At 69.7% G+C, this 13,254-nt stretch carries 15 protein-coding genes; 6 read left to right on the top strand and 9 right to left on the bottom strand.

Translation table 11 applies throughout. From position 1 onward, the window contains the following. Positions 1-34: 34 nt before the first annotated feature. Positions 35-931, top strand: coding sequence for a LysR family transcriptional regulator (locus A6A06_RS14015; RefSeq protein WP_073761531.1), 897 nt, complete (start codon positions 35-37; stop codon positions 929-931). Positions 932-1,032: 101 nt separating this feature from the next. Here the strand turns inward: A6A06_RS14015 and A6A06_RS14020 are convergent, their stop codons facing one another. Both A6A06_RS14020 and A6A06_RS14025 read right to left on the bottom strand, forming a co-directional pair. Then, complete coding sequence (locus A6A06_RS14020) at positions 1,033-1,809, bottom strand: oxidoreductase (protein ID WP_073761532.1); 777 nt, start codon at positions 1,807-1,809, stop codon at positions 1,033-1,035. A 263-nt stretch (positions 1,810-2,072) separates the two neighbouring features. After that, positions 2,073-2,729, bottom strand: coding sequence for a DUF2306 domain-containing protein (locus A6A06_RS14025; RefSeq protein ID WP_073761533.1), 657 nt, complete (start codon positions 2,727-2,729; stop codon positions 2,073-2,075). Positions 2,730-2,956: 227 nt separating this feature from the next. On the opposite strand from A6A06_RS14025, the gene A6A06_RS14030 reads away from it, so the two are divergent. The 4 genes from A6A06_RS14030 to A6A06_RS14045 all read left to right on the top strand — a co-directional run bounded on the left by A6A06_RS14030 (position 2,957) and on the right by A6A06_RS14045 (position 7,453). Continuing rightward, on the top strand, positions 2,957-3,688 hold the full coding sequence (locus A6A06_RS14030) for a TetR/AcrR family transcriptional regulator (protein ID WP_073762140.1): 732 nt from the start codon (positions 2,957-2,959) through the stop codon (positions 3,686-3,688). A gap of 197 nt (positions 3,689-3,885) precedes the next feature. After that, positions 3,886-5,307, top strand: coding sequence for a family 2B encapsulin nanocompartment shell protein (locus A6A06_RS14035; RefSeq protein ID WP_073761534.1), 1,422 nt, complete (start codon positions 3,886-3,888; stop codon positions 5,305-5,307). 35 nt (positions 5,308-5,342) lie between these two features. Then, positions 5,343-6,569 carry a family 2 encapsulin nanocompartment cargo protein terpene cyclase gene (locus tag A6A06_RS14040; protein WP_242440720.1) on the top strand — a complete coding sequence of 409 codons (1,227 nt, stop codon included), beginning with the start codon at positions 5,343-5,345 and terminating at the stop codon, positions 6,567-6,569. 14 nt (positions 6,570-6,583) lie between these two features. Then, positions 6,584-7,453 carry a geranyl diphosphate 2-C-methyltransferase gene (locus A6A06_RS14045; RefSeq protein WP_073761535.1) on the top strand — a complete coding sequence of 290 codons (870 nt, stop codon included), beginning with the start codon at positions 6,584-6,586 and terminating at the stop codon, positions 7,451-7,453. 123 nt (positions 7,454-7,576) lie between these two features. Here A6A06_RS14045 and A6A06_RS14050 read toward each other — a convergent pair whose 3' ends face one another. The 6 genes from A6A06_RS14050 to A6A06_RS14075 all read right to left on the bottom strand — a co-directional run bounded on the left by A6A06_RS14050 (position 7,577) and on the right by A6A06_RS14075 (position 11,588). Then, positions 7,577-9,826 carry an FG-GAP repeat domain-containing protein gene (locus A6A06_RS14050; protein WP_199930860.1) on the bottom strand — a complete coding sequence of 750 codons (2,250 nt, stop codon included), beginning with the start codon at positions 9,824-9,826 and terminating at the stop codon, positions 7,577-7,579. A gap of 136 nt (positions 9,827-9,962) precedes the next feature. Further along, positions 9,963-10,175 carry a DUF397 domain-containing protein gene (locus tag A6A06_RS14055; RefSeq protein ID WP_073761537.1) on the bottom strand — a complete coding sequence of 71 codons (213 nt, stop codon included), beginning with the start codon at positions 10,173-10,175 and terminating at the stop codon, positions 9,963-9,965. A gap of 3 nt (positions 10,176-10,178) precedes the next feature. Beyond that, on the bottom strand, positions 10,179-10,361 hold the full coding sequence (locus A6A06_RS14060) for a DUF397 domain-containing protein (protein WP_073761538.1): 183 nt from the start codon (positions 10,359-10,361) through the stop codon (positions 10,179-10,181). 3 nt (positions 10,362-10,364) lie between these two features. Beyond that, on the bottom strand, positions 10,365-10,547 hold the full coding sequence (locus A6A06_RS14065) for a DUF397 domain-containing protein (RefSeq protein WP_073761539.1): 183 nt from the start codon (positions 10,545-10,547) through the stop codon (positions 10,365-10,367). Between the two features lie 3 nt (positions 10,548-10,550). Then, entirely contained in the window at positions 10,551-10,733 is a 183-nt protein-coding gene (locus A6A06_RS14070) for a DUF397 domain-containing protein (RefSeq protein ID WP_073761540.1), read from the bottom strand. 3 nt (positions 10,734-10,736) lie between these two features. Next, positions 10,737-11,588, bottom strand: a complete 852-nt coding sequence (locus A6A06_RS14075; protein WP_073761541.1) for a helix-turn-helix domain-containing protein — start codon at positions 11,586-11,588, stop codon at positions 10,737-10,739. Between the two features lie 199 nt (positions 11,589-11,787). On the opposite strand from A6A06_RS14075, the gene A6A06_RS14080 reads away from it, so the two are divergent. Beyond that, positions 11,788-12,219 carry an ATP-binding protein gene (locus A6A06_RS14080; protein WP_073762142.1) on the top strand — a complete coding sequence of 144 codons (432 nt, stop codon included), beginning with the start codon at positions 11,788-11,790 and terminating at the stop codon, positions 12,217-12,219. Here A6A06_RS14080 and A6A06_RS14085 read toward each other — a convergent pair. Then, positions 12,206-12,913: a dioxygenase family protein gene (locus A6A06_RS14085; protein ID WP_073761542.1), complete on the bottom strand. Its 708-nt coding sequence runs from the start codon at positions 12,911-12,913 to the stop codon at positions 12,206-12,208. The two genes, A6A06_RS14080 and A6A06_RS14085, sit on opposite strands and share 14 nt — an antisense overlap. Positions 12,914-13,254: the final 341 nt, after the last annotated feature.

Raw genomic sequence — 13,254 nt, forward strand, 5'->3', positions numbered from 1 at the left:
GCCACGGCCCACCGCACAGAGGGGACGCGAGCCGATGAGCCTTCGTCAGTACGAATACGCCCTGGCCGTTGCCGAGGAGGGCTCCGTGACGGCGGCGGCCGAGCTGCTGCACGTGGCTCAGCCGTCGGTGTCTCAGCAGATCCGCGGCCTGGAGCGGGAACTCGGCGTGCAACTGTTCACCCGCACGCCGACCGGACTGGTGCCGACTGTGGTCGGCCGCGCGTTCCTGCGGGAGGCGGAGATCGCGGTGAACGCGTCGCGGCGGGCGAGGGCGACGGCGCGGGCCGGTGCCGACGAGCTGGTGGGCGAGCTGGTGGTCGCGGTGCAGATGGGCTTCGGTACGCGGCAACTGCCGGGCGCGCTGGGCGCGCTGCGCCGCCGCTTCCCGCGGCTGGAGGTCACCGTCTTCGAGGAGCCGAGCTCCGCCGAGCTGGAACAGCTCGGGCGCCGGGGCGCGTTGGACCTCGCCCTGATGGCGGCGTGCGAGCAGAGCCCCGACGACGCCCACCACCTCGGCGACGAGGAGTTCGTCGTGGTGCTGGGCGCCGGGCACCCGCAGCTCGCCGCGGACCGGGTCGAGCTGCGCGACCTGGAAGGGGAGCCGTGGGTGAGGTTCGACCGCGACAGCGCGCTCGACAGCGTGCTGCTGAACGTGCTGCGGAACAACGAGTTGGCCCCGGCCACGGCCGCCCGCGTGTCCCAGACCGCGACGGCCGCACGCTGGGCCGCCCACGGGCTGGGGGTGACGCTCGTCCCGGCCTCCGCGGTGCCGCACGGTCACGAGCACCTCGCCCGCCCGGTGTCCCCGGCCGTGACCCAGCCCGTCATCGCCGTGGTCCGGTCCGGCGCGGGCCCGGCGGAGACGGCCCTGCTCGCATTCCTGCGGCAGGAGTCCTGGGAAGAATCCGGCCGCTTCTCATCGGTGGCCTGACGGCCCGGTGGCCTGACGGCTCGGTGGCCTGACGGCCGCGAACGAAGCGGGCGCAGCTGAATTCCTCCGGCCGGAAACGGCGTTCCGGGATTCCGTCGGCGTCAGCTCCTGGAGAATTCACCGCCGTCCACGACGATATTGCTCCCGGTCAGCCAGCTCGCCCGGCCGGACACGAGGAACAGCACCGCGTGGGCGATGTCGTCGGGCTGGCCGTCGCGCCCCAGCGGTGCGGTGTCGTCGGCGTTGGTCCGGCCCGGCGCCGCGTTCAGGCGCGCCCACTGCTCCCGCGTCGCTTCGCCGCCGGGGGTGGCGGTCCGTCCCGGGGAGACGGTGTTGACCCGGATTCCGGACGGCGCCAGCTCCGAGGCCAGTCCCCGGCTGTAGGACTCCAGCGCCGCCTTCGCCGTCACGTAGTGCAGGAACGGCGGTGCCGCGCTGGGGACCGCGGCCGAGGAGACGTGCACGATCGCTCCCGAACGCCGTTCCCGCATCCCCGGTGCCAGCAGCGAGTCCAGCCGTACCGACGCGAGGAAGTTCAGGTCCAGCGCGTCCTGCCACTCCTCGTCGGGAATGGACAGGGCGCCCTGGTGCGGTTGCGCCCCGCCCGCGTTGTGGACCAGGACGTCCACCTCGCCGAGTACCTCCTGCGCGGTCGCGGCGAGCGCTTCCGCCCCCGCCCGTGTCCGTACGTCGGCCGCCACGAAGGCGGCCCCCTCCGGCACCGTGCCCGTCGCCGACCTGGCGGTCGTGAGCACCTCGGCGCCCGCGTCCAGGAGCCGGCGCACGACGGCCGCTCCGATTCCGCGGGTGCCACCCGTGACCAGGGCTCGCTTTCCCGCGAGTTCCTGTGTTTCCGAACCGATTTCGATGGTGGTCATGCCACCGGTCCTCTCCGCTGAATGTTCGTCCGCCCGACGGAAATGAGAGCGACGTGCGCAGAGCGCGATTCTTCGGAGAATTCGCGGTGGGCACCTCGTCGAGCTGTTTCACGGTACGTACGGAAAAGGAGGCGAGGCAAAGACGAAAAGTGAGCAGGCCCTATAGGGAACTCCTATGGCACCGGGGGCGGTTCGGCCGACCCGCGACCCACGACCCACGACCCACGGCCCGCGACCCACGAGCCACGACCCATGGCCGACGGCTACCGGCGGGCGGCCAGGGAGCGCTGGACGATGAACCATTCGGCGACGCCGGCACTGATGAGGATCGAGGCCCACGCCGATGTGGTGTAGACGCTCTCCACGGTCAGCCACTCGTACCGCGAGCGGGCCGCCAGTCCCAGGAGGAGGAAGACCCGCAGCAGCACGGCCGCGAAGGAGAGCGCGTAGTTGCGGATCATCCAGACGCGGTGCAGCCGGACCTGGCCCCGCCGGATCGTCCGGTACGCCTGGGTCAGGGAGTACAGCCAGGCGGCCGTCAGCAGGTAGAAGGCGACCTGTGCGGAGAATCCGTTGACCGAGAACGTGGTCGCCAGTACGGCCGCCACGGACGCGAACACAACGCTGACCATGTACACCCGGCCGATCACCCGGTGCAGGGCGCGGTACCTGTTGCGCAGCGCCGGGACGAACTGCAACGGCCCGAGCAGAAGGACGAGACCCGCGGGCAGGGCGTGCACCGCGATCGACAGGTAGTGCAGGGCCACATCCGGATTGAGGGGAAGCCTGCTCTGCGCCGGGTCACCGGTCAGGTAGGCGGGGACGCTGTACGCGGCGATTGCGGCCGCCGACAAGGCGAGCGTCGCCCAGCCGGCCCACCACAACCGGCGGGGCGACCGGGTGCTGGCTGTTGTTGTCATGGGTGTCTCCCTGAAATCCCGTACTGAAGGGCAGGCGTCGAAGGGCAGGCGTCGAAGAGCGAGCAGGGGTGGATGGGGCAGCGGGGGGGGGGCGGTGCCACGGGTGCCACGCCCCCCGTCGCCGGTACCGACGCTAGCCAGCGCATAGGAAATTTGGCAGTGTTAGATTTCCTTGACGAGTGTTCACCGGTCTTGTCGTCGTCAAGGGACCGCCGTACGATCACCGCATGCCGACGGGTCAGTCCCCCACCGCCGTACCGTCCCTGCGTGAGCGGCGGCGGGCCGTCGCCGTCCGCGAGATCGTGACGGCCGCCGAGGAGCACATCGACGGGCACGGGCCCGCGGCCCTGTCCCTGCGGGCGGTCGCCCGGAGCCTGGGCATGACCGTGCAGGCGCTCTACCACTACTTCCCGAGCCGGGACAGCCTCGTCACCGCGCTCATCACCAAGGCGTACGACGACCTCGCCGACGCCGTGGGAGCCGCCGTGGACGCCGCGCCGGACACCACCGCCCTGCCGCGCCTGGTCGCCGCGGCCGAGGGGTACCGCGCCTGGGCCATCAGCCGTCCCGAGCGGTTCCAACTGCTGTACGGGGCACCGCTACGGCACTACGAAGCACCCGTCGACGGCCCCACCACGCAGGCCGTCCAGCGGATGAGCGCGATCTTCCGGCGCGAGCTGTTCGCCGGGTTCACCGCGCCGCAACTCGCCGCGATCGACACCGAGGACCTCTCGCCGTCGCTCCGCGAGCACCTGGGAAGTCTGCCTTCGGACGCTTTGGGGTCTCTGCCGCCACCCGCCGCGTCCCTCTTCTTGAGCGCGTGGGGGCACCTGCACGGCCTCGTCGTCCTGGAGGTGTTCGGCCACACCGCGTTCATCGGCACCCATCAGGCCGAGATCTTCCGAGTGGCCATGACCAACCTGCTCAAGGACGTCCACCGCCGGATTCCCGCCGCCTGAGCGGATTCTTCCGGATCGAGCGGCGCGCCGGGGCGGTGCGTCCGCGGCTGTACGTGCCGACAGGGCGGGCGCGCCTGCCACACCCGTACGCCACGATACGTTACCAATTCTCACGGAATGTGATCACGTCTGACCGGGGGTGAGGTATGCCCCGCCGGGGTCAGGCGGGTTGTCTCATGGATCGGGAGAGGTAGTCGATGACTGTCGGGACGGGCCCATCAGCGGCCGCGAAGGCGCAGGAAGAAGCACAGGAGCAGCTCAGCCTCGGTACGGCGGCGGCGCGCAACCTCGCGACCACCACCAAGTCCGAACCCCAGATGCAGGGCATCAGCTCGCGCTGGCTGCTGCGGAAGCTGCCGTGGGTGAACGTCCCCGGTGGCTCCTACCGGGTGAACCGGCGCCTGTCGTTCACCGTCGGGGACGGGAAGGTGACGTTCGAGAAGAGCGGTGCCAAGGTCCGTGTCATCCCGGAGGAGCTGGCCGAGCTGCCGCTGCTGCGGGGATTCGACGACCACTCGGCCTTGGGCGCGCTGGCCGACAAGTTCGCCCAGAAGGAGTTCGACCCCGGTCAGATCATCGTGCAGCAGGGCCGGAAGGCGGATCAGGTCTTCCTGGTCGTGCACGGCAGGGTGGACAAGGTCAGGCCCGCGAAGTACGAGGGCGAGGCCGTCGTGGGCCGGCTGTCGGACGGCGACAGCTTCGGCGGCAACGCGCTGGCGGGCGCGGACGGCACATGGGATTTCACGGCCCGCGCGGCGACCGCGGTGACGGTCCTGGTCCTGCCGTACAGCGCGTACAAGACGATCGCCGGGCGGCACGAGGCGTTGCGGTCGCACGTCGAGCGGCGCAGCACCGACGGGCAGAAGCCGACGAACAAGTCCGGTGAGGCGTCGATCGAGTTCCTGTCCAGCCATCAGGGTGAACCGACGTTGCCGACGACGTTCGTGGACTACGAACTAGCTCCTCGTGAATACGAGTTGAGCGTCGCGCAGACGGTGCTGAAGGTGCACAGCCGGATCGCCGACCTCTACAACCAGCCGATGAACCAGACGCAGCAGCAGTTGCGGCTCACCATCGAGGCGCTGCGCGAGCGCCAGGAGAAGGAACTGGTCAACAACCCCGAGTTCGGGCTGCTCCACAACACCGACTTCGACCAGCGCATCCCGGCCCACTCCGGCCCGCCCACCCCGGACGACCTCGACGACCTGCTGAGCATGCGCCGCGGGACCCAGTACCTCTTCGCCCACCCGCGGGCCATCGCCGCCTTCGGCAAGGAGTGCAACAAGCGCGGCCTCTCCCTGAGCAGCGCCGATGTCGACGGCCACCACATTCCCGCGTGGCGCGGCGTGCCGATCCTGCCGTGCGGCAAGATCCCGATCACTGAACACCAGACCTCGTCGATCATCGCCATGCGAACCGGCGAGGACAACCAGGGCGTCGTCGCCCTCCACCAGACCGGCCTGCCGGACGAGGTCGAGCCCGGACTCAACGTCCGGTTCATGGGGATCGACGAGAAGGCGATCATCTCCTACCTCGTCAGCACCTACTACTCCGCCGCCGTTCTCGTCCCGGACGCGATCGGCGTTCTCGAAAACGTCGAGGTACGGCCGCGTGACTGAGCACCCGGACCGGCGAGCGAAGGAGGGCTGAGCCGGTGTCGTTGCTGTCCCGCGTGTTCGCCGCTCCCGCCGGCCACGAGGCGGCGGCCGCGCAAGCCGTACCCCCGGCGGAGCGGGCGGCGGCGTGGCTTCCCGGCGGCCCGTCCGGCCTGGGCACCTCGGCGGCCAGAGCCCTCCTCCCACCGCCCGCGGACCACGACGGGCCGCCCGCGGACCACGACCGGCCGCCCGCGGACCACGACCCGCCGCCCGCCGGCGAGGACCGGTCCGCTCCCACCGACGGGCCCCGCCCCGGTGATCCGGTCCCCGGCCTGTACTGCCCGCCCGCCGTACCGGCCGACCCGGCCAAGGTCGCCGAGGTGGACCGGCGGCTCGAAGCCTGGGCCCATGACCTCGACCTGTTTCCCCCCGAATGGGCGGGGGACTTCGCCGGATTCCAGGTCGGCCGTGCGGTCGTCCTGCAACACCCGGCGGCGGCCACCCTGGAGCGCCTCGTCACCGCGGGCAAACTGCTGGTGGCGGAGAACGTCGTGGACGACTGCTACTGCGAGGACTACGGCGGGTCCCCCATCGGCCTCGGCGGCCGGCTCATCATCGCGCAGAGCGCCCTGGACCCCCTGCACACCGCGGACGGCTATCAGCAGCAGTGGTGCGACGGCCTGGGCGAGGACGCTCCGCTGCGCTCCTACGCCGACGCGATGCGGGCCTTCCGCAGGATCGCCACACCCAGCCAGGTCACCCGGTTCATCCACGACATGGCGCGCCTGCACCTGGGCTATCTCGCCGAGGGCGCCTGGGCGCAGACCCACACCACCCCGCCGGTGTGGAAGTACCTGGTGATGCGGCAGTTCAACAACTTCCGGCCCTGCCTGTCCATCGTGGATTCGGTGGACGGCTACGAACTGCCCGAGCCGCTGTACTCCCGTCCCGAAGTCCAGCGCGTCACCGCGCTGGCCTGCAACGCCACCACGCTCGTCAACGACCTGTACTCCTTCACCAAGGAGATGGCCGTCGACGAGCACCACCTGAACCTCCCGGTGGTGCTCGCCGCCGAGGACGGCTGCGGCTTCAAGGAGGCGTACCTGAAGGCCGTCGGCATCCACAACGAGATCATGCACGCCTTCGAGGACGAGTCCGCGGCCCTGGCCGTCCAGAACCCGGTCCTGGCCCGCTACACCACCGGTCTCGCCGCCTGGGTCGCCGGCAACCACGAATGGCACCACACCAACACCCACCGCTACTCCCTGCCGAACTACTGGTGAGAGAAGGCAACCGCATGACCACCACAGCGCACCGCGGTAGCGCGGCATCGGCCCCGGCCATCAGCCCGTACCAGAAGTCGGTGGCCGATTACTGGAACCAGGAGCGGAACGCCGTCAACCTCCGCCTGGGCGAAGTCGACGGCTTCTACCATCACCACTACGGCATCGGCGACGTCGACTGGTCCGTCCTGGAGGGCCCCGCCGACACCCGCGACGAGCGCACCATCGCCGAACTGCACCGCCTGGAGTGCGCGCAGGCCGACTTCCTCGCCGACCGCCTCGACGCCATCGCCCCCGACGACCGGCTCCTGGACTCCGGCTGCGGCCGGGGCGGCGGCAGCCTGGTCGCCAACAAGCGGTTCGGCTGCCACGTCGACGGGATCTCCATCTCCGAGGCCCAGGTGGCCTTCGCCACCGAGCAGGCCAAGAAGCACGGTGTGGACGACAGGGTGCGCTTCCACCTCAAGAACATGCTCGACACCGGCTTCGGGACCGGCTCGTACCGCGCCATCTGGAACAACGAGTCCACGATGTACGTCGATCTGTCGACACTGTTCGCCGAGTACGCCCGCCTCCTCGCCCGCGGCGGCCGGTACGTCACCATCACCGGCTGCTACAACGACACCTACGGGCTGCCGTCCCGCGAGGTCTCGACGATCAACGCCCACTACATCTGCGGCATCCACCCCCGCTCCGCCTACTTCAGGGAGATGGCGAACAACCGGCTCGTGCCGAGCGCCGTCGTGGACCTCACCGCGGCGACCATCCCGTACTGGGAGTTGCGCGCCAGGTCCTCGCTGGCCACCGGCATCGAGGACACGTTCCTGACCGCGTACAGGAACGGCAGTTTCCAGTACCTGCTGATCGCCGCCGACCGGGTCTGACCCCCGGGGCGCCCGCGGGACGAACCCGGACCGGGGCCGGGCCACCCGTGATGAGAGTGGTCCCGGCCCCGGCCCGGTATGCGTCGTGCGGTATGCGTTATATGGATGTTCCCGTCGGGTCCGTCAGACGAGCGTGTCGTACGACGGGATGTCGACGCCGGCCTGCTGCCGCGTCGCGAACGGGGCTCGCCAGTCACCCGTGCCGTGGTAGATGTACGAGGTGCCGCCCGGCGTCGTGGCGATCAGGTCGGCGCGGCCGTCGCGGTTCGCGTCGCCGATGCCGACCAGCTGGCGGTATTCGCCCCAGCCGGCGCTGATCTTCACCCGGTTGTCGAGCTTGCCGTTCCCGATGCCGAGGTAGAGCCACAGCACGCCGTCGCGGTCGCGGGCGACCACGTCACCGGCGGGGGCACCCGCGACGTCGCCGACGGCGGTGATCCGGTCGTAGATGTTCCAGCCCGCGGCGATCTTCTGGCGCGGCCCGAAGGGTGTCCGCCAGTTGCCGGTGCCCGGGTACAGCCACAGCACTCCCGTGGCGGTCTCCCGCGCGAGCAGGTCGCCGTGGCCGTCGCCGTTCAGGTCGCTGCCGCCGGTGATCTCGTCGAACCCGTTCCAGCCCGCGCCGAGCCGCAGACGGTCGGCGAAGGTCCCGTCGCCCTTGCCGAGGTACAGCCACATCACGCCGTCGCGGTCGGTGGCGACCACGTCACCGGCGGGGGCACCGGCCACGTCGCCGACGGCGACGATCCGGTCGTAGATGTTCCAGCCCGGACCGACATACGTCCCGTAATCGACCTGGAGCTCCGGCTTCTTCTGCGGGTCGTGGTACGTGTCCTTGTTCAGCATCACGCCGCCCTCGCCGCGGACGAGCAGGTCCGGCGAGCCGTTGTCGGTGTAGTCGTGCGCGGCGGCAGCACGGCGGACGGAGAAGGTGCCGTTCGCGTTGAGGTCGGGGCCGACGCCGTTGTCGGGCTTGGCCGTGATCTTCCAGGTGTAGTCACCGTTGGGCGCGGACACGGTGCTGGTGCCGGTGCTGATCAGACCGTCCCAGTCGATCTCCACCCACCCCGGGCCGGGCTTCTTGTCCTCGGGGAACAGCTCGAACGTGCGCTCGTTGCCGGTGGCGGTGTGGCGGAGCGTGATGACGACGCGGGCGTTGACACGCGAGAGCTGCCAGCGCGCACGCCAGTTGCCGCGGTCCAGCTGGGCGGCGGCAGGGAGGTCGGAGCCGACGAGAGTGATCTTCGTCGGTTCGCCGGTGCTCGCGACGAGCTTGGTGACGGGCGCGCCGTCGGCCCCGGCGGACACCCGGTAGAGGCCCTCGCCCTGGTCGACGGAACCGCCCATCGCCAGCAGGTCACCCTCGGGCGTGGGCGCCACGGAGGACGCGTGGTCCAGCACCTTGCGTTCGATGGAGCCGCCGATGGTGACGGCGCGGAAGGCCGAGCGCCACTCGTCGGAGCCGCTGTACGCGGTCTCTTCGTTCCCGTACAGCACCCAGTTGCCGACCAGGCCCACCATCTGGCTGTAGACGCCGCGCAGGTCCATGCTCCACGGCTTGCGCTCCGGTCCGCGCTGGGCCGTGCTGACGCTCACGGAGTCGTCGCCGGTCTGGAAGGAGCCGAGCGATGCCATGTGGGTCGGGGACAGGGCCGCTCCGGCCCAGTCGTCGGTCCGCAGCCCGCGGGTGTCGGTGACCTTCGCGGCGGCCAGGTCGATCACCGCGTACTCGTTGCTCTGGTACGGGGAGGACTCCGGCATCCCGGCGAACCGCACCAGCGCCGAGCCCGGCGTCCCCGCGACCGCCGCGAAATTCCGGACGTTGTCGGGCATCCCCTCGACCTTGCGGTCGGTCAGTTCGCCGTTCACGACGCCGAGTACGTGGGCCTCGTCGTGACCCTTCAGGTACTTGACGACGATCACCCAGGGCCCGACCGCGCCCACGTACGAGTAGCCGCCCTTGTCGAGGTCGAAGAGGGTGGACGACCCGGTGGCCATGTCGCGCAGGGTGATCTTGTGCGACGCGGTGATGGTCGTGTTGTCACCGATGGCCACCACGTCGGACGCGGAGCCGTGCGTGATGCTCTGGGTGTGCTGGGCGCTGTCCTGGCCCACCTCGGTGGTCACCCCGTCGGCGTAACGCGTCCACCGCAGGGTGTTCTTCGGGTCCACGGAGAGAAAGCCGGTGGTACCGGCACTCACGATCTCCGACCCCGGCGCGATCTTCACTCCCGGGGCCGGTGCCGCGGGCGCGGCGGCGGCGGGGGACACGAGCGCCGCGGTGCTCATGGTGAGCCCGAGCGCCACGGCCCCGCCGAGTATGCGCCGCAACGGCCGGAACCGTCTGGATTCCGGCGCGACTGAACGTTTCATGTGCCCTCCTGGCATCGTGCGGCACGGAACGCCGCTGCGAACGACGGAGGGCAGCAAGAGGTCATACCTCTCGCGACCGACTAACTTCACGAGCCCCCCAAGGTCGGCAAATCCTAACAAGGGGGGAGACGTTGGCTTACCGATTATCGCTCCGAGGCGCCGGCCCGAACCCACCCCCCACGACGGCCCGCCGGAAGTCCGCCCAGGCGGCGGGGGAGAGGTGGAGGGTGGGGCCGGTGGGGGTTTTGGAGTCGCGGATGACGACTGCATCGCGGAGGCCGATGGCTACTTCGACGCACTCTTCGTGGGCGTTGCTGTAGGTGGACTTGCGGTACTCCGAGGTGATCACGGGTCACGGCTCCGTGTGGAGTGTGGTGAGGAAGGATGCCCAGGCGGTGGGGCTTACGCGGAGGGTCGGGCCGTCTGTGAGCTTCGAGTCGCGGATGGTGATGGTGTGGGGGTGGGCGGTGGCTACTTCGACGCACTCGTGGTCAGGGTCGCTATAGGTGGACTTCTGAAACGTTCGGGTGGTCACGGGTCACGGCTCCGTGTGGAGTGTGGTGAGGAAGGTTGCCCAGGCGGATGGGCTTACGCGGAGGGTCGGGCCGTCTCTGAGCTTCGAGTCGCGTATGGCGATGCGATAACGGCCATTCGTGGCTACTTCGACGCACTCGTGTTCGTGATCGCTGTAGGTGGACTTGCGGAACTCTGGGGTGGTCACGGGTCACGGCTCCGTGTGGAGTGTGATGAGGAAGGATGCCCAGGCGGTGGGGCTTACGTGGACGGTCGGGCCGTCTGTGAGCTTGGAGTCGCGTATGGCGATGGTGTGGGGGTGGGCGGTGGCTACTTCGACGCACTCGCGTTCTTCGTTGCTGTAGCTGGACTTGCGGAAGGTGTAGGAGGGCATAGCTCACAGTTCTTTGCTGAGGCTCGCGATGAAAGCCAAGGACTCTTCGGCGGTGAGAGCGTGCTGTTCGATGGTCTCGAACATGGCGCCGTACACGCCAGCCTCTTCGCCCCCTTCATGCCACAGCTCGTTACGGGGGATCTCCATGTAGACCACGTCCATGGCCCCTGGCTCGGCGAACGAGAGGATGTTGAACGCGCATCCCATGCCGGGCTGAGCGCCAGCGCTGAACGGAAGAACTCGCACGTCGATGTTGGGCTGCTCAACCATGTCGGTCAGGTGCTTCAGCTGTCTGCGCATCACTTCGACTCCGCCGACGATCGTCCTGAGTGCCGCTTCGAACACCACTGCGCGGAGGGTGAGAGGGGAATCGCCCACGAGGCGTCGTTGGCGTGCCATCCGGGCGTTCACGAAGCTCTCGTTCGGGTTCAATGCGCGCACGTACTCCGGCGCCTGCAGCAAGCCAGGCACGAAGGCCAGTTGCCACGTCCTGATGGTCGTCGCGGCGCACTCCAGCGCCACGTACTCCTGCATGGCGCCGATGCCCGGAAACTCGCTCCACCACCCCTTGGCCTTCCGCCGTTCGCGGTCCACCCTCGCCAGCTCCAGCAGGCCGCCCACGACGGCGGGGTCGTGCACCCCGTAGAGATCGCACAACGCGCGGATGTCCGGGTCGCGTATCGGGACCCAGCCGCCCTCCATCTTGGCGATTTTGGTGGTGGAGGCGGTGAGGGCCTTGGCGGCGTGGGGCTGACGGAGACCTGCTGCGGTGCGTAGGCGCATCAGGTCGCCGCCGAGTCTGCGGCCCAAGACGGTTGAGGTGCTGTTTCCCTGCGTGGGCTGGCTGGTTGCCACGTGATTGCTCCTCCTGAGGGGTGCCGGGTCAGTCTGGTGGCGCCTGAGGCGAGCTCGCAACTCGTTCGGAGGATTTCCTCCCGGAGGAACTTGTACGGCCGCCTCGCTGCCCCTACCTTCCGTAACGAACGAACTGCTCGCGCGGCGGCATCAGTTGGCGCAGGGGTGCGCGCTGCTCGTAATCCGGAGGTGGCCGTCGATGATCTCTCCGCATGACCCCACAGAAGTCGTCCTCCACGAGGACTTGCTCGACTACTCGCCCTTCCCCAAGAGCGTTCGGCTCGCGCGCTATCGGATGGCGCGGCTGCTGTGGGAGTGGGGGTACGGGCACCTCGTGGACGACGCCGAGCTGCTCGTGTCGGAGCTGCTCACGAACGCGATCACGCACGGCAGGGTGCCCGGACGGCTGGTTCGGGTGCACCTCACGGTAGGGAAAGCCGTGTTGCGGCTGTCGGTCAGTGATGCGCGTGGGGAAGTCCGGCCGTACGTGAAGGAGGCGACGGTGGACGACTGCGGTGGGCGGGGCCTGGTGCTCGTGCGGGAGGTGGCCGCGCGGTGGGGCGTGCGGGACCGGGAGATCGGCAAGACCGTGTGGTGCGAGCTGGACGCCGCAGGTGTCAGGCGGGAGTGACCACGGCCGACGGACCGCCCAGGACGATGTCCCAGCGGTACGTGAGGGCCGCGGGACGCCCCGGCAGCAGCGGCCCCGGAGTGAACGCGGCGACCAGGCTTCGGCGGGCCGCCGCGTCCGGGGCCGCGTGCAGGACCGAATCGTGGGCCAGGAGCGGGTCGCCCTCGAAGTACATCTGCGTGACCAGGCGTTGCGTGAACGCGCGGCCGAAGAGGGAGAAGTGCAGGTGGGCGGCGCGCCACGCGTCGTCGGGGGTGCCGAGCGGGTACGGGCCCGGCTTGATCGTGGTGAACGTGTAGCGACCGTCGGCGTCGGTGAGGGCGCGGCCCGTACCCGTGAAGTTGGGGTCGAGGGGCGCGTCGTGCCGGTCGCCCTGGTGCGCGTAACGGCCCGCCGCGTTGGCCTGCCAGAGTTCGACGAGCTGGTGGGGGACGGGGCGCCCGGCGCTGTCGACGACGCGGCCGGTCAGGGTGATGCGCTCACCGATGGGCGTGCCGGGGTGGTGACACGTCAGGTCGTTGTCGAGGGGCGTCACATCGGTGTGGCCGAAGACGGGCCCGTACCGCTCGGCGGCTTCCGGATCGGCGCGGAGGCGGAACGGCGGCCGGGCGGGCTGCCGCAGGGGGAAGCCTCGGTACGGCGTCGTGGCGGGAGCGGCGGCGGTGGCAGGGGGCGGCGTCGGTGCGGTCGGCATGGGGCCGTTGTCGCACTCGGCGGAGTGCCGGGCAAGGCCGCGAACCGGCCGGGACGGTAATGACCGCGCGAGGGCCGACCCCAGCCGCGTTCCGATGAATGGGAGGAGAAGACCGTTGCCGTGGAACAGTGAGTCAGGGAACTGCGATCCGAGTTCCCGGGAGTTGGTATCAGGCTAAGCAGGCGATATGCGCGAAATCGTCATCGCCAAGTTCGGACCTCTGGTGAAGGAAATGCCGACCACCCGCGCCCGCAGCACCGCGAACCTGATTTCACACCCGGCAACTGCTCCGCTCGACAGTTCCTATCGGCGGGCTCGCCAGATCATGACCGCGCTACTGC

The sequence above is a fragment of the Streptomyces sp. CB02923 genome, from assembly GCF_001905005.1.
Taxonomy (GTDB): Bacteria; Actinomycetota; Actinomycetes; order Streptomycetales; family Streptomycetaceae; genus Streptomyces.

Coding starts and splice junctions, on each gene's coding strand:
- A6A06_RS14030 (WP_073762140.1), top strand. CDS start 2,957: ATGCCGACGGGTCAGTCCCCCACCGCCGTACCGTCCCTGCGTGAGCGG.
- A6A06_RS14050 (WP_199930860.1), bottom strand. CDS start 9,826: ATGAAACGTTCAGTCGCGCCGGAATCCAGACGGTTCCGGCCGTTGCGG.
- A6A06_RS14085 (WP_073761542.1), bottom strand. CDS start 12,913: ATGCCGACCGCACCGACGCCGCCCCCTGCCACCGCCGCCGCTCCCGCC.
- A6A06_RS14020 (WP_073761532.1), bottom strand. CDS start 1,809: ATGACCACCATCGAAATCGGTTCGGAAACACAGGAACTCGCGGGAAAG.
- A6A06_RS14080 (WP_073762142.1), top strand. CDS start 11,788: ATGATCTCTCCGCATGACCCCACAGAAGTCGTCCTCCACGAGGACTTG.
- A6A06_RS14070 (WP_073761540.1), bottom strand. CDS start 10,733: ATGCCCTCCTACACCTTCCGCAAGTCCAGCTACAGCAACGAAGAACGC.
- A6A06_RS14015 (WP_073761531.1), top strand. CDS start 35: ATGAGCCTTCGTCAGTACGAATACGCCCTGGCCGTTGCCGAGGAGGGC.
- A6A06_RS14045 (WP_073761535.1), top strand. CDS start 6,584: ATGACCACCACAGCGCACCGCGGTAGCGCGGCATCGGCCCCGGCCATC.
- A6A06_RS14035 (WP_073761534.1), top strand. CDS start 3,886: ATGACTGTCGGGACGGGCCCATCAGCGGCCGCGAAGGCGCAGGAAGAA.
- A6A06_RS14025 (WP_073761533.1), bottom strand. CDS start 2,729: ATGACAACAACAGCCAGCACCCGGTCGCCCCGCCGGTTGTGGTGGGCC.